Below are 21,819 nucleotides of genomic sequence, written 5' to 3'. Positions count from 1 at the left end.
GGGTGGCGGGTCACGCGAGGTGGAACACCTCCGTCAGCGGCGTCATCGCCTCGTCCGGGCGGGCGCCGTCCAGCGACTCGAAGAAGCCGGCCATCTCGGCCTGCCAGCGGGCGTTGACCTCGGTGGCCGCCATCGCCCGCTGGGCGGCGGAGAAGTCCTCGGTCTCCAGGTAGCCGACGAGCAGGCCGTCCTCGCGCAGGAAGAGGGAGTAGTTGTGCCAGCCGGCGGCGCTGAGGGCGTCGAGCATCTCGGGCCACACCGCCTCGTGGCGGCGCCGGTACTCCGCGAGCCGGTCCGCGCGGACCTTCAGCAGAAAGCAGACCCGCTGCATGGTGCCCACACACCCCTTCTGAAAGGATTCACCCCGATGGCAGCTCGCAAGCTAACCAGCCGGTCCCACGGCGTCAAGATCGCAGAGCACCCCCCGCTCCCTTGACAGCACGTGACCGGCACTCTTAGCGTCGAGTAGGTGAAACGATTCACATTCGGTGTTCAGGGAGCCCTGATCGCATGACCGTCCCCCCCGCCCTCAAGGCGGCCTTGACCTCGCAGGCCATCGAGACCCCGTCGTGGGCCTACGGAAACTCCGGCACCCGCTTCAAGGTGTTCGCGCAGCCGGGGGTGCCGCGCAACCCACGGGAGAAACTCGACGACGCCGCACAGGTGCACAAGCACACCGGCGCCGCGCCCAGCGTCGCCCTGCACATCCCGTGGGACCGGGTCGACGACTACGCGGCGCTCGCCAAGTACGCCGAGGAGCGCGGGCTGAAGCTCGGCGCCATCAACTCCAACGTCTTCCAGGACGACGACTACAGGCTCGGCAGCGTCTGCCACCCCGACGCCGCCGTGCGGCGCAAGGCCCTGGACCACCTGCTGGAGTGCGTCGACATCATGGACGCCACCGGGTCCCGCGACCTGAAGCTGTGGTTCGCCGACGGCACCAACTACCCCGGCCAGGACGACATCCGCGCCCGCCAGGACCGGCTCGCCGAGGCCCTCTCGGCCGTCTACGAGCGGCTGGGCGAGGACCAGCGGATGCTGCTGGAGTACAAGTTCTTCGAGCCCGCCTTCTACACCACCGACGTGCCCGACTGGGGCACCGCCTACGCCCACTGCCTCCGGCTCGGCCCCAGGGCGCAGGTCGTGGTGGACACCGGGCACCACGCCCCCGGCACCAACATCGAGTTCATCGTGGCGCTGCTGCTGCGCGAGGGGAAGCTCGGCGGCTTCGACTTCAACTCCCGCTTCTACGCCGATGACGACCTGATGGTCGGCGCGGCCGACCCCTTCCAGCTCTTCCGCATCATGTACGAGGTGGTGCGCGGCGGCGGGTACGGCCCGGAGGTGGCGTTCATGCTCGACCAGTGCCACAACATCGAGCCGAAGATCCCGGCCATCATCCGTTCGGTGATGAACGTGCAGGAGGCCACCGCCAAGGCGCTGCTGGTGGACCGCGAGGCGCTGGCCGCCGCCCAGGCCGAGGGCGACGTGCTGGGGGCCAACGCCGTGCTGATGGACGCCTACAACACCGACGTGCGGCCGCTGCTGGCCGAGCTGCGCGAGGAGATCGGCATCGACCCCGACCCGATCGCGGCCTACCGCCGCTCCGGCTGGGCGGAGACGATCACGGAGGACCGCAAGGGCGGCCGGCAGGCCGGCTGGGGGGCGTGAGCGCGATGACGGAACAGGCACACCACCAGGCGGAACGCCGGCACCCGGCCGTGGCCGAGCTGCTGGACCGCTCCCACCGGCTGGGCGCGGACCCGAGGAACACCAACTACGCCGGCGGCAACACCTCCGCCAAGGGCACCGCGACCGACCCCGTCACCGGCGGCGAGGTCCGGCTGCTGTGGGTCAAGGGCTCCGGCGGCGACCTCGGCACGCTGCGCCCCGAGGGCCTGGCGGCGCTGCGTCTTGACCGGCTGCGGGCACTCACCGAGGTCTACCCGGGGGTGGCGCGCGAGGACGAGATGGTCGCGGCGTTCGACTACTGCCTGCACGGCAAGGGCGGGGCGGCCCCGTCGATCGACACCGCCATGCACGGCCTGGTCGAGGCCGCCCACGTCGACCACCTCCACCCCGACTCCGGCATCGCGCTGGCCTGCGCCGCGGACGGCGAGGCCCTGACCAAGGAGTGCTTCGGCGAGCGCGTCGTGTGGGTGCCGTGGCGGCGCCCCGGCTTCCAGCTCGGGCTGGACATCGCCGCCGTGCAGAAGGCGCACCCGCAGGCGATCGGCTGCGTGCTGGGCGGCCACGGCATCACGGCGTGGGGAGCGACCAGCGAGGAGTGCGAGCGGAACTCGCTGCACATCATCCGCACCGCCGAGGCGTTCCTGGCCGAGCGCGGCCGTCCGGAGCCGTTCGGGCCGGTGCGGGAGGGGTTCGCGCCGCTGCCGGAGGGCGAACGCCGTGCGCGGGCCGCCGCGCTGGCGCCGGTGATCCGCGGGCTGGCGTCGGCCGACCGGCCGCAGGTGGGCCACTTCACCGACGCCGAGGTGGTGCTGGACTTCCTCTCCCGCACCGGGCACCCGCGGCTGGCGGCGCTGGGCACCTCCTGCCCGGACCACTTCCTGCGCACCAAGGTCCGGCCGCTGGTGCTTGACCTGCCGCCCTCCGCGCCGCTGGAGGACGCCGCGGCGCGCCTGAGGGAGCTGCACGCGGCGTACCGCGAGGAGTACCGCGCCTACTACGAGCGGCACGCGACGCCCGGCTCCCCCGCGATGCGCGGCGCCGACCCGGCGATCGTGCTGGTGCCGGGCGTGGGCATGTTCTCCTTCGGCAAGGACAAGCAGACCGCCCGGGTGGCGGGCGAGTTCTACGTCAACGCCATCAACGTGATGCGCGGCGCGGAGGCGGTCTCGACGTACGCCCCCATCGAGGAGTCGGAGAAGTTCCGCATCGAGTACTGGGAGCTGGAGGAGGCCAAGCTGCGACGGATGCCCGCGCCGAAGCCCCTCGCGACGCGGATCGCGCTGGTGACGGGCGCCGGCTCCGGCATCGGCAGGGCGACCGCGCGGCGGCTGGCCGCCGAGGGCGCCTGCGTGGTGGTCGCCGACGTCAACGCGGGCGCCGCCGCCGAGGTCGCCGAGGAGCTGGGCGGCCCGGACAAGGCGGTGGCGGTCACGGTGGACGTCACCGACGAGCAGCAGATCGCCGCGGGGTTCGAGGAGGCGCTGCTGGCGTTCGGCGGCGTCGACCTGGTGGTGAACAACGCCGGGATCTCCATCTCCAAGCCGCTGCTGGAGACGACGGCGGCCGACTGGGACCTGCAGCACGCGATCATGGCGCGCGGGTCGTTCCTGGTGTCGCGCGAGGCGGCGCGGGTGATGACCGAGCAGGGCCTGGGCGGCGACATCGTGTACATCGCGTCGAAGAACGGCGTGTTCGCCGGGCCGAACAACATCGCGTACGGCGCGACGAAGGCCGACCAGGCGCACCAGGTGCGGCTGCTGGCGGCCGAGCTGGGCGAGCACGGCATCCGCGTCAACGGCATCAACCCGGACGGGGTGGTGCGCGGCTCGGGCATCTTCGCGGGCGGCTGGGGCGCCAAGCGGGCGGCGGTCTACGGGGTGGAGGAGGAGAGGCTGGGCGAGTTCTACGCCCAGCGGACGCTGCTGAAGCGGGAGGTGCTGCCGGAGCACGTCGCGAACGCCGTGTTCGCGCTGACCAGCGGCGACCTCAGCCACACCACGGGGCTGCACATCCCGGTCGACGCCGGGGTGGCCGCGGCGTTCCTGCGGTGACCGCGCCGGGCGCCCGGCCGTTCGCCGCCGTGGATCTGGGGGCGTCCAGCGGGCGGGTGATGCTGGCGTTCGCGGGCGGCGGCACGCTGTCGCTGCGCGAGGCGTACCGCTTCGGCAACCATCCGGTGCGGGCCGGCGGCACCCTCCACTGGGACATCCTGGCGCTGTACCGGGGGGTGCTGGAGGGGCTGCGGGCCGCGGGGCAGGCGGCGGGGGGCCGCCTGGCGGGCGTCGGCATCGACTCCTGGGCGGTGGACTACGGCCTGCTGGACGCCTCGGGCGCGCTGCTGGGCAACCCGGTGCACTACCGGGACGAGCGGACCGGCGGCGTTCCCGAGCGGGTGTGGGAGCGGCTGCCGCCCGAGGAGCTGTACGCGGCGACGGGGCTGCAGCACCTGCCGTTCAACACCATCTACCAGCTGGCCGCCGCCGAGGGCAGCCCGCAGCTGGCGGCGGCGCGGCGGCTGCTGCTGATCCCGGACCTGGTGTCGTACTGGCTGACGGGCGAGGCGGGCACGGAGCTGACGAACGCCTCCACCACGCAGCTGATCGATCCGCGGACCGGCGACTGGGCGCGGCCGGTGGCCGAGGTGCTCGGCGTCGACCTGGGCCTGTTCGCGCCGCTGCGCGGGCCGGGCGATCCGGCCGGGCGGCTGCTGCCGGAGGTGCTGGAGGAGACGGGTCTGCCGGGGCCGGTGCCGGTGTGGGCGGTCGGCTCGCACGACACCGCCTCGGCGGTGGTGGGGGTGCCGGCGGCGGGCGCGGGCTTCGCGTACATCGCCACCGGCACGTGGTCGCTGGCGGGCCTGGAGCTGGACGCGCCGGTGCTGACGGAGGACTCCCGGCGCGCCAACTTCACCAACGAGCTGGGCGTGGACGGCACGGTGCGCTACCTGCGCAACATCATGGGGCTGTGGCTGCTGCAGGAGTGCCTGCGGGAGTGGGAGGCGGCGGGCTTGCGGTGCGAGCTGGGCGAGCTGCTGGACGAGGCGGCCCGGCGGCCCGCGCTGCGGTCGGTGGTGGACGCCGGGGACCCGGCGTTCCTCGCCCCGGGGCGGATGCCGGAGCGGATCGCCGCGGCGTGCCGGGCCGGCGGCCAGCCGGAGCCCGGGGACCCGGCGCAGACGGTGCGGTGCGTGCTGGACTCGCTGGCGCTGGCGCACCGCCGGGCGGTGGTGGACGCGCAGCGGCTGTCGGGCCGGGAGGTGAGGGTGGTGCACGTCGTGGGGGGCGGCGCGCACAACGAGCTGCTGTGCCAGCTGACGGCGGACGCGTGCGGCCTGCCGGTGGTGGCCGGCCCGGCGGAGGCGGCGGCGCTGGGGAACGTGCTGGTGCAGGCGCGGGCGGCGGGCCCGGTGGGCGGTGGGCTGGCCGAGATGCGCTCGCTGCTGCGCGAAACGCAGAGCTTGCGGCACCATGAGCCCTCGGGCGACCGCGCGGCGTGGGACCGGGCGGCGGCCCGGATCGCCGACGGCGGGAAGGGGTGAGGTGCGACGATGCGGGTCGCGCTGTTCGTCACCTGTGTCAACGACGCGCTCTATCCGCGCACCGGACAGGCGGTGGTGGCGCTGCTGGAGCGGCTCGGGGTGCGGGTGGAGTTCCCCGGGGAGCAGAGCTGCTGCGGGCAGCCGCACTTCAACACCGGCTACCGGCACGAGACGGAGCCGCTGGTGCGCCGCTTCGAGCGGGCGTTCCGCGGCGTTGACCACATCGTGACGCCGTCGGGCTCCTGCGCGGCGATGGTGCGGGAGAACTATCCGCGGATCGGCGCGAAGGCGGCGGAGGAGGGCCGGGGCGGGGAGCTGGCCGAGGCGGCGGCCTCGGTGGTGCCGCGCACCCTGGAGCTGACGGAGTTCCTCGTGGACGTCCTCGGCGTGACCGACGTCGGGGCGTACTACCCGCACACCGTCACCTACCACCCCACCTGCCACGGGCTGCGGATGCTGGCTCTGGGTGACCGGCCGCGGCGGCTGCTGGGGCAGGTCAAGGGCCTGGACCTGATCGAGCTGCCGGGCGCGGAGGAGTGCTGCGGCTTCGGCGGCACGTTCGCGGTGAAGAACGCCGCGGTGTCGGCGGCGATGGGCGCGGACAAGGCCCGGAACATCACGGGCACCGGCGCGGAGGCGGTCTGCACGGTGGACAACTCCTGCCAGATGCACATCGGCGGCACGCTGGCCCGCACGGGGTCGCCGGTGCGTCCGGTGCACATCGCGGAGATCCTGGCCAGCACGAAGGAGCGTCCCTGGTGAGGTCACGGTGAGCGACGAGCGCGCGGCTGCCGGGTCGCGGACGACCGCGATGACCGCGCACTGCCGCGCGATCGCAGAAGCGAACGGACGGGCACAGTGAGCGGCACGTATCTGGGCATGCCGGCGTTCCCGGAGGCCGCGGCCCCGGCCGTGGCGGACGAGCGGCTGCGGGGCAATCTGCGGCACGCCACCCACACCATCCGCGACAAGCGCGCCCGGGCCGTGGCCGAGCTGCCGGACTGGGCGGGTCTGCGGGCGGCGGGCGCGGCGATCAAGGACCGGACGCTGCGTCACCTCGACCACTACCTGGAGGAGCTGGAGCGTTCGGTCACCGCGGCGGGCGGCCGGGTGCACTGGGCGGCCGACGCCCGCGAGGCCAACCGCATCGTCACCCGGCTGGTGCTGGCGACGGGCGAGCGGGAGGTGGTGAAGGTCAAGTCCATGGCAACGCAGGAGATCGGGCTCAACCAGGCCCTGACGGCGGCCGGGATCCGGGCCAGCGAGACGGACCTGGCGGAGCTGATCGTGCAGCTCGGCGACGACCTGCCCTCCCACATCCTGGTGCCGGCCATCCACCGCAACCGGGGCGAGATCCGGGAGATCTTCGCCGAGCGCATGGCGGACTGGGGCCGCCCGGCGCCCGACGGCCTGACCGATGCGCCCGCCGACCTGGCGGAGGCGGCGCGGCTGCACCTGCGGCAGAAGTTCCTGGACGCGAAGGTGGGCGTCTCCGGCGCGAACTTCATGGTGGCCGAGTCGGGCACGCTGGTGGTGGTGGAGTCCGAGGGCAACGGCCGGATGTGCCTGACGCTGCCGGAGACGCTGATCTCGGTGGTCGGGATCGAGAAGGTCGTGCCCACCTGGCGGGATCTGGAGGTCTTCCTGCAGCTGCTGCCGCGCTCCTCCACGGCGGAGCGGATGAACCCCTACACCTCGATGTGGACGGGCACGGCGGACGACGACGGGCCGCGGGAGTTCCACCTGGTGCTGCTGGACAACGGGCGCACCGACGCGCTGGCGGACGTGGTGGGGCGGCAGGCGCTGCGCTGCATCCGCTGCTCGGCCTGCCTGAACGTGTGCCCGGTGTACGAGCGGGCCGGGGGCCATGCGTACGGCTCGGCGTATCCCGGGCCGATCGGCGCGATCCTCACGCCGCAGCTGCGCGGGGTGGGCACGGAGCTGGACGCGTCGCTGCCGTACGCCTCGTCGCTGTGCGGCGCCTGCTACGAGGTGTGCCCGGTCGCCATCGACATCCCGGAGGTCCTGGTGCACCTGCGGGAGCGGGTGGTGGAGGGCGGCGAGGTCACGGTGCGCGGCGGCAAGCGGGTGATCCGGCCGGCGAAGGGGCACGCCGCGGAGCGGGCGGCGATGCGCGCGGCCCGCTGGACGCTGGACCATCCCGGGGCGTGGCGTACGGGGCAGCGGCTGGCGTCGCGGACGCGGCGGCTGCATCCGCGGCGGCTGCCGGGGCCGGGCCGGGCGTGGTCGGCGACGCGGGAGCTGCCGGAGGTGCCGGCCGAGTCGTTCCGGGACTGGTGGCGGCGCACGCGCGGCGGCGCGGCGGGAGGGACCGGCGATGGGCGGGCGTGAGGAGGTGCTGGCGCGGGTGCGGCGGGCCCTGGCGGACGTGCCGCGCGGGGAGTCGCCGCGGGACGTGCCGGTGGCGCGGGACTACCTGGACAGCCACTCCCCCGCCGACGCGGTCGCGATGCTGGCGGACCACCTGGCCGACTACCGGGCGCAGGTGCACCACACCGACGAGGCGGGCCTCCCGGCGTTGATCGCGCGGCTGCTGACGCAACGCCGGGCCCGCCGGGTCCTGGTGCCGGACGGGCTGCCCGCCGGGTGGCTGGCCGAGGCCGGGGATGTACGCCGGGTGGCCGACGAGGCCGGGCTCACCCCGCGCGAGCTGGACGCGGTCGACAGCGTGGTCACGGGCTGCGCGGTGGCGATCGCCGAGACGGGCACCCTGGTGCTGGACGGCGGGCCCGGCCAGGGGCGGCGGCGCGTCACCCTCGTGCCCGACCACCACGTCTGCGTCGTGCGCGTCCCGGACCAGGTCGTGGACTCCGTGCCGCAGGCGCTGCGGCGCCTGGCCCCGGACCGGAACCGGCCGCTGACGTGGATCTCGGGCCCGTCGGCCACCAGCGACATCGAGCTGAACCGGGTCGAGGGCGTGCACGGGCCGCGCACGCTGGAGGTCGTGCTCGTGCGGCCGGCCACCTGAGTCGCCGGCACCCGCGATGAGTGAGATCGTGGCCGGTATGGAGCTTGTGGAGGCGTTCGACCGGGGGCTGGAGGAGTTCGGCCGGCGGGTGCACCGGGTGCGGGGGGACCAGTGGGACGACGGCACGCCCTGCACCGAGTGGTCGGTGCGCGACCTGGTCAACCACCTCACCGGCGAGCACCTGTGGGCGCCCTGGCTGCTGCGGGGCGCGACCCTGGAGGAGGTCGGCGACCGGTACGACGGCGACGTGCTCGGCCAGGACCCGGTGGCGGCCTGGGACGAGGCGGCGGCCGCCTCGCACGAGGCGGTCCACGAGCCGGGCGCGCTGAAGGGCCGGGTGCACACCAGCGGCGGCCTGACGCCCGCCGAGGAGTACCTGCGGCAGATGATCCTCGACCTCACGGTGCACGCCTGGGACCTGGCGCGCGGCATCGGGGCCGACGACCGCCTGGACGACGGGCTGGTCGCGCTGGTGTGGGACTACGCCAAGGACACCGTCCCGGCCTGGCAGGGCTTCGGCATGTTCGATCCGCCGGTGGAGACGCCCGCCTCGGCGAGCCGGCAGGACCGGCTGGTCGCGCTGCTGGGCCGCCGGCCCTGACAACACCCGCGAGGGTCAGCCCAGGGTCGCGGCCGGACCGGCCGGCGTGAGCAGGTGCGTGGCGACGCTCCCGGCGCGCGGGCCGAGGAGCGAGGCGAGCTGGTCGGCCGCCTGGTCCAGGGCCTTGGGCCCGGCGTCGGGGTCCACGGTCTCCAGCAGGAAGACGACGTGGCGGGAGTCCGGCGTGACCTTGGTGCGGTCGCTGTCGCGGTGGTTCCAGTGCCGGGTGAGGACGGCCGGGCCGTCGGCGTTCTCATCGGCGTAGATGACCTCGCCCGCCCTGACGGGCTCGGCGGTCTCCGGCTCGCCGAGCGGCGTGAAGGTCTCCTCGCCGGTGGCGAACCGCAGGGTGATGCCGCCGCGCACGGCGGCCAGGTCGAAGGCGCCGGCCGGGACGCCGTGGGTGAGGGAGACGGCGTTGTAGGCGTCCACGGCGGCGTTGACGCGCGGCAGCCGCCCGGACTTGGCCAGGCGGCGGCCGAGGGCGTCCACGCTCGGACGGAAGCGGCGCGGGTTGGTGCCGAACGCCCGGTACGCCGCGTGCCAGGAGGCGAGCAGCGGGTCGGTCTCGGCCGGCGGCTGCCAGCCGCCGGCCGCCGCCGCGCGCTCCAGGCCGGCGAGCAGCGCCTCGGCGTCCTCCCAGGGCTCGCCGCCCTCGAGGTCCGTCGCGACGACGGCGGCCACCGCCAGATGCGGGAACGCCGCGCCGATCTCGTCCGCCACCCTCAGTTTCGTCATGGCCCCCTGGCTCTCTCCTCGTCGGGCGACCGCAGCTTACCCGGGGCCGGGGCCTAGTCCGATCGTCGCCCGGCCGATCGGTCCCGGGCCCGTTACCGGGCGGCCCGGGGATCCGTACCGTCGGCCGCATGGACACACGGGCAGCGGGAACGCTGGACGAGGCGCTGGGCCGGTTGCACGCCACCGGGCCGGAGTTCGAGGGCCGGCTGACAAATCACGGGCCGATGGCGGTGGAGGCCATGGTGCGGCGCGGACAGGGGGCGCGCGTGCACCGCTGGGTCGACGCCTACGCCCGGCGGCTGGAGGAGCGGCCCGGGCGCTACGGCCGCGTCACCGGGGAGAACTGGCGCGAGGCCCTGGGCGATCCGCGGTATCTGGCGGACTGGGCCGGGTACTTCGCGGAGCGGCTGGCCGAGGCGCCGTGGCGCGCGGTGCTGGCCGAGTGGTGGCCGAGGCTGCTGCCGGGGATCGCCGCCGGTGCCACCCATCCGGTGATCCGGGTGGGGCACGCGGTCCGGGTGCTGCTGCGCGACGGGGAGAACGAGCCGCGCCTGGCGGAGCTGGCGCACGGCCTGGGATACTGGGCCGCGCGCCACCAGCCGCTGCCGCCGGGGATCGCGCGGCCCGCCGCCCCGGGCCCGGCGGGCGAGGCGCTGCGGGCGGTGCCGCGGGTGCCGGACCCGTCGGGCGGCATCAACCACCGGCTGGGTCAGATCACCCGGCTGCCCGCCTGGGACGAGGGGGCGCCGGGCGCGGACTCCGGCGCGGCCCGGGAGCGGCTGGCGGAGCTGGTGCGGGCGGCCACCGGGTACTACGCCACGCACGGGCACGGCCAGCCGGTGATGCTGGTGCACGCCGCGACCGCGCCCAACGCCGTGCTGCGGGCGCTGCCCGCGCTGCCGCCGGAGCTGTGGCCGAGGAGCCTGTCGGCGGCGTGGTCGGCGAGCGCGGCGGTGGTCGCGGCGTACGCGCCGGGCGACGGCCCGCGCGAGCCGGCGGAGCCCGGCGGGGTGAGCGCGGAGGAGCTGTTCGAGCGGGCGGCGGCGCACGGGGACGAGCACGCCATCAAGCTGGTGGACACGGCGCTGGACGTGGCCGCCGCGCACCCGGAGGACGGGCTGGCGGGGGCGGCGGCGCTGCGCGCGGTCGAGCTGATCGACCCGCTGTCCTACTGACCCGCGCCCCCGGGCGGGCTGCCGGCACCGCTCAGCGGAGCTGAACGGATCGGTGAAGCGTTCATGCCCGGTGCTTCACGGTGGCGGCGCGGGCGGCGCTCCCGGCGTCAGGCCGTCGCCTCCCCCAACGCCTCGCCGAACGCCTCGTAGGCGCGCGGGTCGAACAGCACGAAGCGCAGCTCGGTGAAGTCGCCGGCCCGGGAGGTCTCGCGGACGGCCCGCACGGCGATGCGGGCGGCGTCGGCCAGCGGCCAGCGGTAGACGCCGGTGGAGACGGCGGGGAACGCCACGGTGGCGGCGCCCAGTTCGGCGGCGACGCGCAGCGACTCGCGGTAGCAGGAGGCCAGCAGCGCGGAGCGGTCCTCCTCCTCGGTGTGGACGGGCCCGACGGTGTGGATCACCCAGCGCGCCGGCAGCCGCCCGGCGGTGGTGGCGACCGCCTGGCCGGTGGGCAGGCCGCGCCCGTAGCGGGAGGCCCGCAGGCGCCGGCACTCGGCGAGGATCTCCGGGCCGCCCCGGCGGTGGATGGCGCCGTCCACTCCCCCGCCGCCCAGCAGCGAGGAGTTGGCGGCGTTGACGACGGCGTCGACGTGCTGCTCGGTGATGTCGCCCAGCACCCGGGTGATGTCCGTCATGCCGCCGGCTCCTGCCGGCGGGCGGCCCAGGTCAGGCCGCCCAGGAGGTGGCGGCGGAAGTCGGGGTCGGCGTAGGACTCCCGGGTGTGGCCGAGGGCGGTGTAGAAGGAGCGCCCGCCGGCGTTCTCGTGGCACCAGATCAGCGGGTGGTCGGCGCCCATGCGGCCGCCCTCGTAGGTGGTCTCGTCGGCGGTGGCCAGCACCCGCACCCGGCCGCGCGGGTTGGCGGTGAAGTTGTACCACTCGTCGGTGAAGGCCCAGCGCTCGCCGAGGTGGGCGGTGGCGGGGTGGTCGCGGTCCTCCACGGCCAGTTCGCCGGGCTGGAGCGCGGGATGGCCGTCGAAGACCGCGCCGACGGCCTCCTGGCCGTACCAGGGCCAGTCGTACTCGGTGCAGGCGGCGCCGTGGACGCCGACGAAGCCGCCGCCCCCGGCGAGGTGTTCGCGCAGCGCGCGGCGGCTGTCCTCGGTGAGGACCTCGCCGCTGGTGGACAGGAACACCGCGGCCGCGCAGCCCGGCAGCCACGCGGCGAGCTCGCCGGGGTCCTCGGTGGCGTCGACCTCGAAGCCGTGGGCGGCGCCCAGCTCGCGGAAGGCGTTCACGCCGTCGGGGATCGATTCGTGGCGGTAACCGGTGGTGCGCGTGAAGACGGCGATGCGGGGCGGGTTCATGGGTTCCCATCGTAGGAGGGGTGCCCCGCGCCCGGGAGCAGTGCCCGATCGCGTCGGATTCGTGCTGTCCGCTACCACGATCGGGGGGTTCTCGCGTCTTCCGCCACGGGCGGGTCAGGCCGCATGATCTTGTGGCGTTCGCCGGAGTGAGGAGTAACCATGCACCGCGAGCAGGCCGCCCGTTCCTTCGACCAGCAGGCCACCGCCTGCGCCCGCCTGGGCTCTCCGCTGTGCGCCGCGCTGCTCGGGCGCGTGGCGGCGGACATCCGGGAGGGCGGGCCGTGCGCCGAGGCGATCGCGGGGCACGAGCGCGCGACGCGGGACGACGCGGTGCCGCTGCGGCTGCTGGGCGGCGTGCACGCGCTGGCGCTGACCGGGCGGGCCCCGGAGCTGGCGGCCCACTACCCCAGCGCCGGCGGGGCGTTCGACCCCGGTCGCCCCGCCGAGGCCTGGCCCGCGTTCCGTGCCGCCGTCGCCGGGCACCCGGAGTGGGTGCGGCGGTGGCTGGAGCGGCCGCCGCAGACGAACGAGGTGGGCCGGGCCAACCTGCTGCTGGCCGGGCTGCTGTACGCCGTGCCCACGGCGCAGCTGCCGGTGCGGCTGTTCGAGCTGGGGTCGAGCGCGGGGCTGAACCTGCGGGCGGAGCAGTTCCGGTACGAGGGCGGGGACTTCGCGTGGGGCCCGCTCGACTCGCCGGTGCGGCTGGCGGACGCCTGGCGGGGCGAGGTGCCCGGCTGGCTGCGGGCGGGCGCGGCGCGCCACGAGGCGCTGCGGATCGTCGAGCGGCACGGCTGCGATCCCGCGCCCATCGACCCGCTGTCGGCCGACGGCTCGCTCGCGCTACGCGCGTACCTGTGGCCGGACCAGCCGGAGCGCCGGGCCCGGCTGGACGGGGCGCTGCGGGTCGCGGCGAAGGTGCCGGCCACGGTGGAGGCGGCGGGCGCGGCGGAGTTCCTCGCGGGGATCACGCTGGAGCCGGGCACGCTGACCGTGGTGTGGCACTCGATCATGCGGCAGTACGTTCCGGCCGGGGAGTGGCGGCGGGTGGAGGCGGAGCTCGGCCGGCTGGCGGCGGCGGCAGACGGCGGCGCGGGCTTCGTGCGGGTGTCGTTCGAGCCGCGCGTGGCGGCGGGCAGGGAGCGCTTCTGGCTGGCCGTGCACCGGGCCGGTGAGCCAGAGCGCCTGCTGGCGACGGCCGGTCCGCACGGTCTTCCGGCGTTCGCGCCGCAGACTTGAACCATGACACTCGATGCGCGCAGGCGGCCGCGGTCAGGGCGCGGCAACCCGTTCTTCGCCCGGTGCTACGCGCGGCTGAGCCCGGCGATGGACCGGCGCGGCATGGCCGGTCACCGCGCCGCGCTGCTGGCGGGCCTGGCCGGCGAGGTGGCCGAGATCGGCGCCGGCAACGGCCGGAACTTCCCCCACTACCCGCCCGGCGTCGCGCGGCTGGTGGCGGTGGAGCCCGAGCCCCGGCTGCGGCGGCTGGGCCGCGAGGCGGCGACGGCGGCCCCGGTGCCGGTGACGGTCGTCGCCGGGGACGCGGCGCGGCTGCCGCTGGCCGACGCCTCCTGCGACGCCGTCGTGGCCTGCCTGGTGCTGTGCTCGGTCGCGGATCCGGGGGCGGCCCTGGCCGAGGCGTACCGGGTGCTGCGGCCCGGCGGGGTGCTGCGTTTCCTGGAGCACGTGCGGGCGCCGTCGGTGGGCGTGCGGCGCGTGCAGCGGGTCTTCGACGTCACGCTGTGGCCGCGGCTGATGGGCGGCTGCCACACCGGGCGCGACACGGTGGCCGCGATCGGGCGGGCCGGGTTCGAGCTGGGCGAGGTGCGGGCGTTCCGCTTCCCCGACGCGCCGACGCCGACCGCCTACCACGTCTCCGGCGGCGCGTGTCGCCCGCCCGGCCCCCCGCCGGGCACGCCCTAGGCTCGCGGCATGCCTCCCGCGCGCTTCAAGAGCATCTCCCTGGACGCCAACGACCACCAGGCGCTCGCGGACTGGTGGTGCGCCGCGCTGGGATACGTCAGGCGCGAACCGCCCGCGGGCGAGGAGTGGCCGCCGGAGTGGCCGGTGGCGATCTACGACCCGTCCGGCCAGGGCCCGCTCATCTGGATCAACCCGGTGCCGGAGCGGAAGTCGGTGAAGAACCGCATGCACCTGGACCTGTGGGGGAACGCCGAGGAGCTGCTGGCGCTGGGGGCGCGGATGGTCAGGCGGCGGGACGCGGAGCGCGACTGGGACGTGCTGGCCGATCCGGAGGGCAACGAGCTGTGCGTCTTCACCCCGCCGCCGGAGCCGGCGGTGCGCCCCTCGGTGCGCTGACGAACCCGCCCGCGGTCACACGCCCCGCCAGGTGCGGCGGTCGCGGGCCACGCCGTAGATCGTCTCGATCACGTCGGGCTTGAGGACCCCGCCGCGCTCCGCCAGGGACGGCAGCTCCGGCTCGGCGAGCACCTCCACGTCCCGCGGCCCGGTGCCCACCTCGACCCGCGCGGCGGCGACGCAGACCAGCACGGGCCGCACCTCGACGGGGAAGCCGCAGCCGCGGGTCAGGGCGTGGGCGGCGCGGGTGCCGTCCCGGCGGCAGGTGCGGACGTACGGCTCGGCGCGGCGGCGTCCCGCCCGGGCGACCTCCACGGTGTCGCCGCCCACGGACAGCCGCGCGCCGCGGTGGAAGACGGTGCGGAAGCTCAGCACGCCGGCCGGGCCGATGGCCAGGTGGGAGATGTCGGGCGCGCCGGGCAGCGGGACGGAGTGCAGCACCCGCCAGCCGACGCCGGCGAGCCGGTCGAGGCGGGCCCCGGCGAACTGCTCGCCCAGCAGCCGGGCCCGCAGGTCTCCGGCCTCGCGGGAGCGCGCCAGCAGCCGGTCGCGCAGCCGCCGGGCGCGGCCCGCCGGGAGCGCCGCCACCCGGCCGTGGAGGGTCTCGCCCGGCCGGTTGGGCGCGAGGTCGTCGTCGGGATGCAGCCACAGCGGCCCGCCGCCGTAGGGCTGCCGGTCCGGAGTCTCCGGGTTCTCCATCGCACACCCCCAGACCTCCATGACACCATCGGGCGGGCCCGCGAGGCGAGTGCAGGAGGCAGATGGCAGTGGAGCGGCTGATCGACACCGTGGCCTGGGTGCACCTGGAGGGCGGACGGATCCTGGGGGCGCGTTCCCGGGGCCGGGAGCTGTTCTACATCCCGGGCGGGAAGGTCGACCCCGGCGAGGGCGAGGTGGCGGCGCTGGTGCGGGAGGTGCGCGAGGAGCTGGCGGTGGAGCTGCTGCCGGACACCGTGGCCTACCTGGGCACCTACACGGCGCCGGCGGACGGGCACCCGGAGGGCACCCTGGTGCGGATGGCGTGCTACACGGGGGCGTACCGGGGCACGCTGACGGCCAGCAGCGAGATCGAGGAGATCGCGTGGCTGCGGCTGGCCGACCGGCACCGGACGGCGCCGGTGGACCACGCGGTCTTCGACGACCTGGCGGCCGCGGGGCGCCTGGTGTGACGCCGTGCGGCTAGCATGGGGACCTGGCTGATCGTGAGGTGGCGGTGGTGGCCGGAACACGGACGGACGGACGGGTCGAGCGGGGGAAGAGGACCCGGCGGCTGGTGCTGGGCCGGACCATGGACATCGCCTCCGTGGAGGGGCTCGACGGGCTGTCGATCGGCCGGATCGCCTCGGAGCTGGGTCTGAGCAAGAGCGGCGTCTTCGCGCTGTTCGGGTCCAAGGAGGAGCTGCAGCTGGCGACCGTCCGGGCGGCGCGCGCGGTGTTCGCGGACCGGGTCGCGCGGCCGGCGGGCGAGACCCCGGCGGGGCTGGCGCGGGTGTGGCGGCTGTGCGAGGGGTACCTGGAGTACTCCCGGTCGCGGGTCTTTCCCGGCGGCTGCTTCTTCGCGGCGGTCGCCGCGGAGTTCAGCGCGCGGCACGGCGCGGTGCACGAGGCGGTGGCGGCCTGCCGCGTGGAGTGGCTCGACTTCGTTGCGGGCGTGATCGAGGAGGCCCGGCTGGCGGGCGAGCTGCGGCCGGAGGTGGACGCGCGGCAGCTGGCGTTCGAGCTGGCGTCGTTCATGGAGATGGCCAACTCGCAGTCGGCGCTGCACGGCGACGACTCCGGGTACGACCGGGCGTGGGCCGCGATCCTGGCGCGGCTGCGGGCCGGCGCCGCGGACCCGGAGGCGGCGGGGGCGGCGCTGGGGCCCGTGGGGGTGGGTCCGGCCGCGTCCTAGGGCCTGCCGGCCGGGCCGTGGCCCTGGCCGGCAGGCTGGGTGGCCGGCTCGGCGAGGGGCTCTGTGGCGGCGGCGAAGTCGAGGACGGCGTCGATGACGGCGGGGTCGGCGATGAGGCGGCGGTGTCCCAGGCCCCGGGTGACCAGCAGGTCGGCCTGCTGCCCGTAGGCGGCGGCGATGCGGCGTGCCTGGCCGGTGTCGATCGTGTCGTCGGCGTCGTCGTGGATCACCAGGACGGGGTGGGTGTGCTCGGCGGGCCGGTGGGTGGCGGCGAAGCGAGCCCAGATGTTGGCCTCGCCGGGGAACATGCGGCGTTCGATCTGGCGGCGCAGCTCGGCCTTGAGGCGGGGCCCGACGCCGAGTTGGGCACAGAACCGGTCCACGACGTGGTCGAAGTCGGACGGGGCCGAGATGGAGACGAGCCGGTCGGCGGTGACCTGGCCGCGAATGGCGAAGAACGCCGCGGTGCCGCCGACGGAGTGGCCGATCACGGCGGCGAAGCGGCCGTGCCGCTCGTGGAGGCGCCGGGCGATCTCCCGGTAGTCCAGGATCGTGGTGGTGGCGCCGCCGGAGTCGCCGTGGCCGGGGGCGTCGAACGCGACGGGGCTGTAGCCGCGCTCCAGCAGGGCCTGGACGAGGGGGGCGAAGCGGGAGGCGCGGGAGGCCCAGCCGTGCATCAGCAGGACGGGGCGTTCACCGCTGCCCCAGGCGTAGACCTCCACGTCGGCGCCGTTCACGCGGAGCCGGTCCCGCCGGGCCCGCCGCATCACGGGCTCCTCGGCGGGCCGCGGCCGGCTGCGGCCGGCGGGGAGGCGGAAGAGGCGCAGGGCCAGGCGGCCGGCGGCGCGGGGGGCGATGCGGGAGAGCGTGGCGAGTGCGGTGCGGACGAGTGCGGCCCTGAGGTTCATGCCCGGCGGCTCCTCGGTCGGTGGCGAGCGGGACGCCGAGATAGTAGCACGACCGTTCGCATAGTTTGTTTGCGGGCAGCCGGGGACCCGGTGACGAGGCAGGGGCCACGGTCAGGGAGCCGCCTCCACGGCCCGCGGCGCCCGGGCGTCCCGCCGCACCAGGGCGGCGTACCGGCCGTCGAGCGCCAGCAGCTCCGCGTGGGTGCCGCGCTCGGCGACCCGGCCGCCGTCCAGCACCACGATGAGGTCGGCGTCCCGGATCGTGGAGAGCCGGTGCGCGATGGTCAGCGTGGTGCGGCCGGCCGACAGCGCGTCGATGGCCTGCTGCACCGCCTCCTCGGTACGGGTGTCCAGCGCGGAGGTGGCCTCGTCCAGGACCAGCACCGGCGGGTCGCGCAGGATGGTACGGGCGATGGCCAGCCGCTGCTTCTCGCCGCCGGAGAAGCGGTAGCCGCGCTCGCCGACGACGGTGTCGTAGCCCTGGGGCAGCGCCGCGATCAGCTCGTGGATCTGGGCGGCGCGCGCCGCCCGCTCGACCTCGGCCGGCGTGGCGTCCGGCTTGGCGAACCGCAGGTTGTCGGCGACGGAGGCGTGGACGAGGTACGCCTCCTGGGAGACCACCCCGACGGCGCGGGACAGCGAGGCGAAGCTCAGGTCGCGCACGTCGACGCCGTCGAGGGTGATGCGGCCCTCGGTGACGTCGTACAGGCGGGGCACCAGGTAGCCCAGCGTGGTCTTGCCCGCCCCCGTCGGCCCGACGACGGCGAGCGAGCCGCCCGCCGGGATCGTCAGGTCGATGCCGGACAGGGTCGGCGGCGCGTCCGGGTCGTAGCCGAAGCTGACCTTCTCGAAACGGATCTCGCCGCGGGCGCGCTCCAGCTCCACCGGCTCGGGCGCCTCGGTGATCTCCACCGGCAGGTCGAGGTACTCGAAGATCCGGTGGAACAGCGCCAGCGACGCCTGGATGTCGACGCCGGTCGACAGCAGCGACACGGCCGGGCGCAACAGGCCCTGCTGGAGGCTGACGAACGCCACCAGCGTGCCGATCGACGGCGGCGTGCCGCCGAGTTCCAGCATCGCCCCCGCCGACCAGTACAGCAGGGCGGGGATGGCCGCCATGATCATGCCGATCGTGGACATGCGCCAGCGCCCTGCCATGCTGGCGCGCACCTCGAGGCCGACCAGTTGCTCGGACTCGGCGGCGAAGTTGCGGGTCAGCGCCTCGGCGCGGCCCATGGTGCGGCCCAGCAGGATCCCGCTGACCGACAGCGACTCGGTGACGATGGCGGCCATCGCCGCCATCTGCGTCTGCCGCTGCGTGGTGATCCGCTTCCGCTCGCGCCCGACGCGACGCGCGATCCAGACGAAGAACGGCAGCAGCGCCAGCGAGACGAGGGTCAGCCGCCAGTCCAGCGCCAGCATCGCCACCACCGTGGCCACCACGGCCGTGAGGTTGGAGACGAGCGAGGTCGCGGTGGAGGTGACGGTGGCCTGCATGGAGCCGATGTCGTCGGCGATGCGGGACTGCACCTCGCCGGTGCGGGTCCGGGTGAAGAACGCCAGCGGCATCTGCTGGAGCTTGGCGTAGACGCCGGTGCGCAGGTCATGCATGACCTGCTGGCCGACGGTGGTGGATATGAGGGTCTGCAGCACGCCGAAGACGCTCGCCGTCACGGCGGTGGCGATCATGCCGAGGGCCAGCAGCGCGAGCAGCCCGGTGCGGCGCTCGGGCAGCGCGGTGTCGATGATCTCGCGCAGCAGGAAGGGGGAGGCGACCCCCACGAGGGAGGAGGCGGCGACGAGCAGGCCGACGAGCGCGAGGCGGCCCCGGTAGGGGACGAAGAGGCGGAGGATGCGGCGTATCTGGGCGGGTTGGGAGAGCTGCGGGAGCGGCGAGGGCTGTTCGGGCTGCGCCGGCGCGGGCAGGCTGTCGTGCGGCATGGGCTCCTTCGAGGGCCGTCGCCGGCCGCGGCGAGGCGGAGCCGGCGAGAACGAGGACAGAACGAGGCGCGAGGGCGGGGACATCGCGGGACCGGACGATGCCGGTGCGAACGGATGGGACAGCCTTCCAGCCTACGGCCGGAGGCAAGGTGTCACTCGCCGCCGCGCAGATCGCCCAGCGTGCGCCGGGCGCACGCGATCCGCGCGAAGCGGACGGTGGTGCCCTCGCCCAGCGGCGACTGGGCGAGGAACCCGGCCCGGGTGTCGTGGGAGCCGTCCGCGTCCAGCGCGAAGTACCGCACCAGGTGCCAGAAGTGGCCGTCGTGCGAGGCGTGGAAGGCGTACGCCCCGCCGATCCGCGCCACGCGCAGCCAGATCTCGCCGCCCTCCGCTGTGAAGCCGTTGGCGTCGTCGGAGGTGCCGCGCGTCACCACCGAGACGATCGTCGGCCTGCCCTGCGGCGACAGCTCGAGGCAGAGCTTGGCCCAGGTGTCGGCGTCGCGGTGCAGCAACAACACCCCGGCGTCGTAGGTGGACGACAGCTCCGCCGTCACGTGCGCGCTGAGGGTGAAGTCGCCCTGCAGGCGCGCGAGGAGGGCGGGTGCGGAGGCGAAGCGGTCGGGGCCGCCGGGGTCGCTGAACAGGTCGGTCCGCGGCGGGGAGGTGATCGTGAGGGCGTCGTCGCCCTCGACCCGCCAGTCGGTGGGTGTCCCCAGCCAGCGCAGCGGCGCGGGCACCGCGGGCAGCGGCACCGGCGCGTCGGTGTCCATCAGGTCCACGCCGCGACCCTACGCCGCGGGCGGTGTCCTGGCCAGGTGCCGGCGCCGGGCCGGCCGGGGTGCTCGCCGCGGGCCTCCGCCGCGTGTTACCAAGTGCCATGCCCGACGCATCCCCACTCCCCCGGCCCTCCGCGCCGCCGGCGCGCGGCGCCTACGACGCCGTGATCGTCGGCGGCGGCCACAACGGCCTGGTCGCCGCCGCCTACCTCGCCCGCGCGGGACGGAGCGTGCTGGTGCTGGAACGCCTGGCCCGCACCGGCGGCGCGGCCGTCTCCCACGCGGCGTTCCCGGGCGTCGCGGCCCGGCTGTCGCGCTACGCCTACCTCGTCAACCTGCTGCCCCAGCGCATCGTGCGGGACCTCGGGCTGCGGCTGGAGCTGCGGAAGCGGCCGTTCTCCTCCTACACGCCGGCGGTGCGCGGCGGCCGGGCCACCGGGCTGCTCGTCGGCGGCGGCGAGGCCAGGACGCGGGAGTCCTTCGCCCGGCTGACCGGCTCGGACCGGGAGTTCGAGGCGTGGCGCCGCTTCTACGCCATGACCCGGCGGGTGGCCGTCCGCGTCTTCCCCACCCTCATCGAGCCGCTGCCCACCCGCGCGGAGCTGCGGCGGCGGGTGGCCGACGACGCCGCCTGGGAGGCGCTCTTCGAGCGGCCGCTGGGCGAGGCGGTGGAGGCGGCGTTCGACGACGACCTCGTGCGGGGGGTGGTGCTCACCGACGCGCTCATCGGGACTTTCGCCGCCGCCCACGACCCGTCGCTGCGGCAGAACCGGTGCTTTCTGTACCACGTCATCGGCGGCGGCACCGGCGACTGGGACGTGCCGGTCGGCGGCATGGGCGCGGTGACCGACGCGCTCGCCGACGCCGCCAGGTCGGCCGGGGCGGAGATCGTCACCGGCCACGAGGCGACGGCCGTCGCCACCGACGGCCGCGCCGCCGAGGTGCGCTTCCGCACGGCGGAGGCGGAGGGGCGTGTCGGCGCGGAGCAGGTGCTGGTGGGCGCGGCGCCGGGCGAGCTGGCGCGGCTGCTGGGCGAGGAGCCGCCGCCCGCCGCCGAGGGGGCGCAGTTCAAGGTCAACATGCTGCTCACGCGGCTGCCGCGGCTGCGGGACGCCGACGCCGACCCGCGCGAGGCGTTCGCGGGGACCTTCCACGTCGCCGAGGGCTACCGGGAGCTGGAGGACGCCTACCGGCAGGCGGCCGGCGGGCGGCTGCCGGCCACGCCGCCGTGCGAGCTGTACTGCCATTCGCTGACCGACCCCTCGATCCTCTCTCCCGAACTCGCCGCCCGGGGCCACCAGACGCTGACCGTGTTCGGACTGCACACGCCCGCACGGCTGTTCGCGGCGGACAACGACGCGGCGCGGTCGGCGCTGCTCGACGCCACGGTGGCGGCGCTGGAGGAGCACCTGGCGGAGCCGCTGGCGGCGTGCCTCGCGCGCGACGCCGACGGCCGGCCGTGCGTGGAGGCGAGGACGCCGCTGGACCTGGAGCGCGAACTGGGGCTGCCCGGCGGCAACATCTTCCACCGGGAGCTGGCGTTCCCCTATGCCCAGCCCGGTTCGGAGGGCCGGTGGGGGGTGGAGACCGGGCACGCCAACGTGCTGCTGTGCGGGGCGGGCGCGGTCCGCGGCGGCGGGGTGAGCGGTGTTCCCGGGCACAACGCGGCGATGGCGGCGCTGGGTTGGTAGCGCCAGACAACGTTTTCTGAAGTGGCGGGGAGCATGCGGAAAGTTTCGAGTTCCTGCCTGATAGAGAACTTTTCTCTATCAATGCGGTGGGTCGCCGCAGGGGGCGACCCGTGGAATGCGTGCTGGGAGCGGCTGATCGCCAACTCCCACTCGGACCCGGCTGGGCCCCCAACCCGCAGGCCACGATCACCCTCGGCGGCGACGGGCAGAACTACCCGACGCTGTGAACTGGGCTTCGGCACGCTCTGCTACGCGTC

General features: G+C 75.4%; 22 protein-coding genes. 14 read left to right on the top strand and 8 right to left on the bottom strand.

Annotated features, from left to right (window positions below; all coding sequences use genetic code 11):
- Positions 1–10: 10 nt before the first annotated feature.
- Complete coding sequence (locus ACTWQH_RS25060) at positions 11–331, bottom strand: L-rhamnose mutarotase (RefSeq protein WP_443289002.1); 321 nt, start codon at positions 329–331, stop codon at positions 11–13.
- A gap of 179 nt (positions 332–510) precedes the next feature.
- Between ACTWQH_RS25060 and rhaI the strand changes: the two genes are divergently transcribed.
- The 7 genes from rhaI to ACTWQH_RS25025 all read left to right on the top strand — a co-directional run bounded on the left by rhaI (position 511) and on the right by ACTWQH_RS25025 (position 8,820).
- On the top strand, positions 511–1,671 hold the full coding sequence (rhaI, locus tag ACTWQH_RS25055; RefSeq protein WP_443288999.1) for an L-rhamnose isomerase: 1,161 nt from the start codon (positions 511–513) through the stop codon (positions 1,669–1,671).
- Positions 1,672–1,676: 5 nt separating this feature from the next.
- The gene (locus ACTWQH_RS25050; RefSeq protein ID WP_443288998.1) at positions 1,677–3,743 is read left to right on the top strand and encodes a bifunctional aldolase/short-chain dehydrogenase; all 2,067 of its coding nucleotides are present in this window, start codon (positions 1,677–1,679) and stop codon (positions 3,741–3,743) included.
- Positions 3,740–5,230: a rhamnulokinase gene (locus tag ACTWQH_RS25045; protein WP_443288997.1), complete on the top strand. Its 1,491-nt coding sequence runs from the start codon at positions 3,740–3,742 to the stop codon at positions 5,228–5,230. Before ACTWQH_RS25050 ends, ACTWQH_RS25045 begins: the two co-directional genes overlap by 4 nt.
- 9 nt (positions 5,231–5,239) lie before the next feature.
- Complete coding sequence (locus ACTWQH_RS25040) at positions 5,240–5,992, top strand: (Fe-S)-binding protein (RefSeq protein ID WP_443288996.1); 753 nt, start codon at positions 5,240–5,242, stop codon at positions 5,990–5,992.
- Positions 5,993–6,088: 96 nt separating this feature from the next.
- Positions 6,089–7,582, top strand: coding sequence for a lactate utilization protein B (locus tag ACTWQH_RS25035; protein ID WP_443288995.1), 1,494 nt, complete (start codon positions 6,089–6,091; stop codon positions 7,580–7,582).
- Complete coding sequence (locus ACTWQH_RS25030) at positions 7,569–8,219, top strand: LutC/YkgG family protein (protein ID WP_443288994.1); 651 nt, start codon at positions 7,569–7,571, stop codon at positions 8,217–8,219. The genes ACTWQH_RS25035 and ACTWQH_RS25030 overlap by 14 nt, the downstream gene beginning before the upstream one ends.
- Positions 8,220–8,256: 37 nt before the next feature.
- Positions 8,257–8,820: a TIGR03086 family metal-binding protein gene (locus ACTWQH_RS25025; RefSeq protein WP_443288993.1), complete on the top strand. Its 564-nt coding sequence runs from the start codon at positions 8,257–8,259 to the stop codon at positions 8,818–8,820.
- A 15-nt stretch (positions 8,821–8,835) separates the two neighbouring features.
- On the opposite strand, the gene ACTWQH_RS25020 is transcribed toward ACTWQH_RS25025, so the two are convergent.
- Positions 8,836–9,558 (bottom strand): B3/B4 domain-containing protein, encoded by a 723-nt coding sequence (locus tag ACTWQH_RS25020; protein ID WP_443288992.1) that lies wholly within the window; start codon positions 9,556–9,558, stop codon positions 8,836–8,838.
- A gap of 128 nt (positions 9,559–9,686) precedes the next feature.
- Here ACTWQH_RS25020 and ACTWQH_RS25015 point away from each other — a divergent pair, with 128 nt between their 5' ends.
- Complete coding sequence (locus ACTWQH_RS25015) at positions 9,687–10,733, top strand: questin oxidase family protein (RefSeq protein WP_443288991.1); 1,047 nt, start codon at positions 9,687–9,689, stop codon at positions 10,731–10,733.
- A 107-nt stretch (positions 10,734–10,840) separates the two neighbouring features.
- Here ACTWQH_RS25015 and ACTWQH_RS25010 read toward each other — a convergent pair whose 3' ends face one another.
- Together ACTWQH_RS25010 and ACTWQH_RS25005 are read right to left on the bottom strand one after the other, a co-directional pair.
- Positions 10,841–11,368: an O-acetyl-ADP-ribose deacetylase gene (locus ACTWQH_RS25010; protein WP_443288990.1), complete on the bottom strand. Its 528-nt coding sequence runs from the start codon at positions 11,366–11,368 to the stop codon at positions 10,841–10,843.
- Positions 11,365–12,039 carry a ThuA domain-containing protein gene (locus tag ACTWQH_RS25005; RefSeq protein WP_443288989.1) on the bottom strand — a complete coding sequence of 225 codons (675 nt, stop codon included), beginning with the start codon at positions 12,037–12,039 and terminating at the stop codon, positions 11,365–11,367. The genes ACTWQH_RS25010 and ACTWQH_RS25005 overlap by 4 nt, the downstream gene beginning before the upstream one ends.
- Before the next feature lie 159 nt (positions 12,040–12,198).
- On the opposite strand from ACTWQH_RS25005, the gene ACTWQH_RS25000 reads away from it, so the two are divergent.
- From ACTWQH_RS25000 to ACTWQH_RS24990, 3 genes are read left to right on the top strand one after another with little or no spacing between them, the layout of a single operon-like run.
- Positions 12,199–13,275, top strand: coding sequence for a DUF2332 domain-containing protein (locus ACTWQH_RS25000; protein ID WP_443288988.1), 1,077 nt, complete (start codon positions 12,199–12,201; stop codon positions 13,273–13,275).
- 3 nt (positions 13,276–13,278) lie between these two features.
- On the top strand, positions 13,279–13,959 hold the full coding sequence (locus ACTWQH_RS24995; protein ID WP_443288987.1) for a class I SAM-dependent methyltransferase: 681 nt from the start codon (positions 13,279–13,281) through the stop codon (positions 13,957–13,959).
- Between the two features lie 9 nt (positions 13,960–13,968).
- Positions 13,969–14,355: a VOC family protein gene (locus tag ACTWQH_RS24990; protein ID WP_443288986.1), complete on the top strand. Its 387-nt coding sequence runs from the start codon at positions 13,969–13,971 to the stop codon at positions 14,353–14,355.
- 15 nt (positions 14,356–14,370) lie between these two features.
- Here ACTWQH_RS24990 and ACTWQH_RS24985 read toward each other — a convergent pair whose 3' ends face one another.
- A complete protein-coding gene (locus tag ACTWQH_RS24985) occupies positions 14,371–15,054 on the bottom strand; it encodes a nuclease-related domain-containing protein (protein WP_443288985.1) in 684 nt (227 codons plus the stop codon).
- A 62-nt stretch (positions 15,055–15,116) separates the two neighbouring features.
- Here ACTWQH_RS24985 and ACTWQH_RS24980 point away from each other — a divergent pair, with 62 nt between their 5' ends.
- Together ACTWQH_RS24980 and ACTWQH_RS24975 are read left to right on the top strand one after the other, a co-directional pair.
- Positions 15,117–15,524, top strand: a complete 408-nt coding sequence (locus ACTWQH_RS24980) for an NUDIX hydrolase (protein ID WP_443288984.1) — start codon at positions 15,117–15,119, stop codon at positions 15,522–15,524.
- A 47-nt stretch (positions 15,525–15,571) separates the two neighbouring features.
- Positions 15,572–16,246 carry a TetR/AcrR family transcriptional regulator gene (locus tag ACTWQH_RS24975; RefSeq protein ID WP_443288983.1) on the top strand — a complete coding sequence of 225 codons (675 nt, stop codon included), beginning with the start codon at positions 15,572–15,574 and terminating at the stop codon, positions 16,244–16,246.
- On the opposite strand, the gene ACTWQH_RS24970 is transcribed toward ACTWQH_RS24975, so the two are convergent.
- From ACTWQH_RS24970 to ACTWQH_RS24960, 3 genes are all read right to left on the bottom strand, one after another.
- Positions 16,243–17,154 (bottom strand): alpha/beta hydrolase, encoded by a 912-nt coding sequence (locus ACTWQH_RS24970; RefSeq protein WP_443288982.1) that lies wholly within the window; start codon positions 17,152–17,154, stop codon positions 16,243–16,245. The genes ACTWQH_RS24975 and ACTWQH_RS24970 overlap by 4 nt on opposite strands.
- A gap of 111 nt (positions 17,155–17,265) precedes the next feature.
- Complete coding sequence (locus ACTWQH_RS24965) at positions 17,266–19,095, bottom strand: ABC transporter ATP-binding protein (RefSeq protein WP_443288981.1); 1,830 nt, start codon at positions 19,093–19,095, stop codon at positions 17,266–17,268.
- A 152-nt stretch (positions 19,096–19,247) separates the two neighbouring features.
- On the bottom strand, positions 19,248–19,865 hold the full coding sequence (locus ACTWQH_RS24960; protein ID WP_443289001.1) for a DUF1349 domain-containing protein: 618 nt from the start codon (positions 19,863–19,865) through the stop codon (positions 19,248–19,250).
- 107 nt (positions 19,866–19,972) lie between these two features.
- Between ACTWQH_RS24960 and ACTWQH_RS24955 the strand changes: the two genes are divergently transcribed.
- Complete coding sequence (locus ACTWQH_RS24955; protein ID WP_443288980.1) at positions 19,973–21,562, top strand: phytoene desaturase family protein; 1,590 nt, start codon at positions 19,973–19,975, stop codon at positions 21,560–21,562.
- Positions 21,563–21,819: the final 257 nt, after the last annotated feature.

It is taken from the genome of Streptomyces sp. 6N223 (assembly GCF_052246635.1).
GTDB lineage: Bacteria > Actinomycetota > Actinomycetes > Streptomycetales > Streptomycetaceae > Streptomyces.
This window is presented reverse-complemented; position numbering and strand designations above follow the sequence as displayed.

Coding starts and splice junctions, on each gene's coding strand:
- ACTWQH_RS24970 (WP_443288982.1), bottom strand. CDS start 17,154: ATGAACCTCAGGGCCGCACTCGTCCGCACCGCACTCGCCACGCTCTCC.
- ACTWQH_RS25015 (WP_443288991.1), top strand. CDS start 9,687: ATGGACACACGGGCAGCGGGAACGCTGGACGAGGCGCTGGGCCGGTTG.
- ACTWQH_RS25060 (WP_443289002.1), bottom strand. CDS start 331: ATGCAGCGGGTCTGCTTTCTGCTGAAGGTCCGCGCGGACCGGCTCGCG.
- ACTWQH_RS24995 (WP_443288987.1), top strand. CDS start 13,279: ATGACACTCGATGCGCGCAGGCGGCCGCGGTCAGGGCGCGGCAACCCG.
- ACTWQH_RS24960 (WP_443289001.1), bottom strand. CDS start 19,865: ATGGACACCGACGCGCCGGTGCCGCTGCCCGCGGTGCCCGCGCCGCTG.
- ACTWQH_RS24990 (WP_443288986.1), top strand. CDS start 13,969: ATGCCTCCCGCGCGCTTCAAGAGCATCTCCCTGGACGCCAACGACCAC.
- rhaI (WP_443288999.1), top strand. CDS start 511: ATGACCGTCCCCCCCGCCCTCAAGGCGGCCTTGACCTCGCAGGCCATC.
- ACTWQH_RS25050 (WP_443288998.1), top strand. CDS start 1,677: ATGACGGAACAGGCACACCACCAGGCGGAACGCCGGCACCCGGCCGTG.
- ACTWQH_RS25000 (WP_443288988.1), top strand. CDS start 12,199: ATGCACCGCGAGCAGGCCGCCCGTTCCTTCGACCAGCAGGCCACCGCC.
- ACTWQH_RS25040 (WP_443288996.1), top strand. CDS start 5,240: ATGCGGGTCGCGCTGTTCGTCACCTGTGTCAACGACGCGCTCTATCCG.
- ACTWQH_RS25010 (WP_443288990.1), bottom strand. CDS start 11,368: ATGACGGACATCACCCGGGTGCTGGGCGACATCACCGAGCAGCACGTC.
- ACTWQH_RS25025 (WP_443288993.1), top strand. CDS start 8,257: ATGGAGCTTGTGGAGGCGTTCGACCGGGGGCTGGAGGAGTTCGGCCGG.
- ACTWQH_RS25030 (WP_443288994.1), top strand. CDS start 7,569: ATGGGCGGGCGTGAGGAGGTGCTGGCGCGGGTGCGGCGGGCCCTGGCG.
- ACTWQH_RS25005 (WP_443288989.1), bottom strand. CDS start 12,039: ATGAACCCGCCCCGCATCGCCGTCTTCACGCGCACCACCGGTTACCGC.
- ACTWQH_RS24980 (WP_443288984.1), top strand. CDS start 15,117: ATGGCAGTGGAGCGGCTGATCGACACCGTGGCCTGGGTGCACCTGGAG.
- ACTWQH_RS24985 (WP_443288985.1), bottom strand. CDS start 15,054: ATGGAGAACCCGGAGACTCCGGACCGGCAGCCCTACGGCGGCGGGCCG.
- ACTWQH_RS24955 (WP_443288980.1), top strand. CDS start 19,973: ATGCCCGACGCATCCCCACTCCCCCGGCCCTCCGCGCCGCCGGCGCGC.
- ACTWQH_RS24965 (WP_443288981.1), bottom strand. CDS start 19,095: ATGCCGCACGACAGCCTGCCCGCGCCGGCGCAGCCCGAACAGCCCTCG.
- ACTWQH_RS25020 (WP_443288992.1), bottom strand. CDS start 9,558: ATGACGAAACTGAGGGTGGCGGACGAGATCGGCGCGGCGTTCCCGCAT.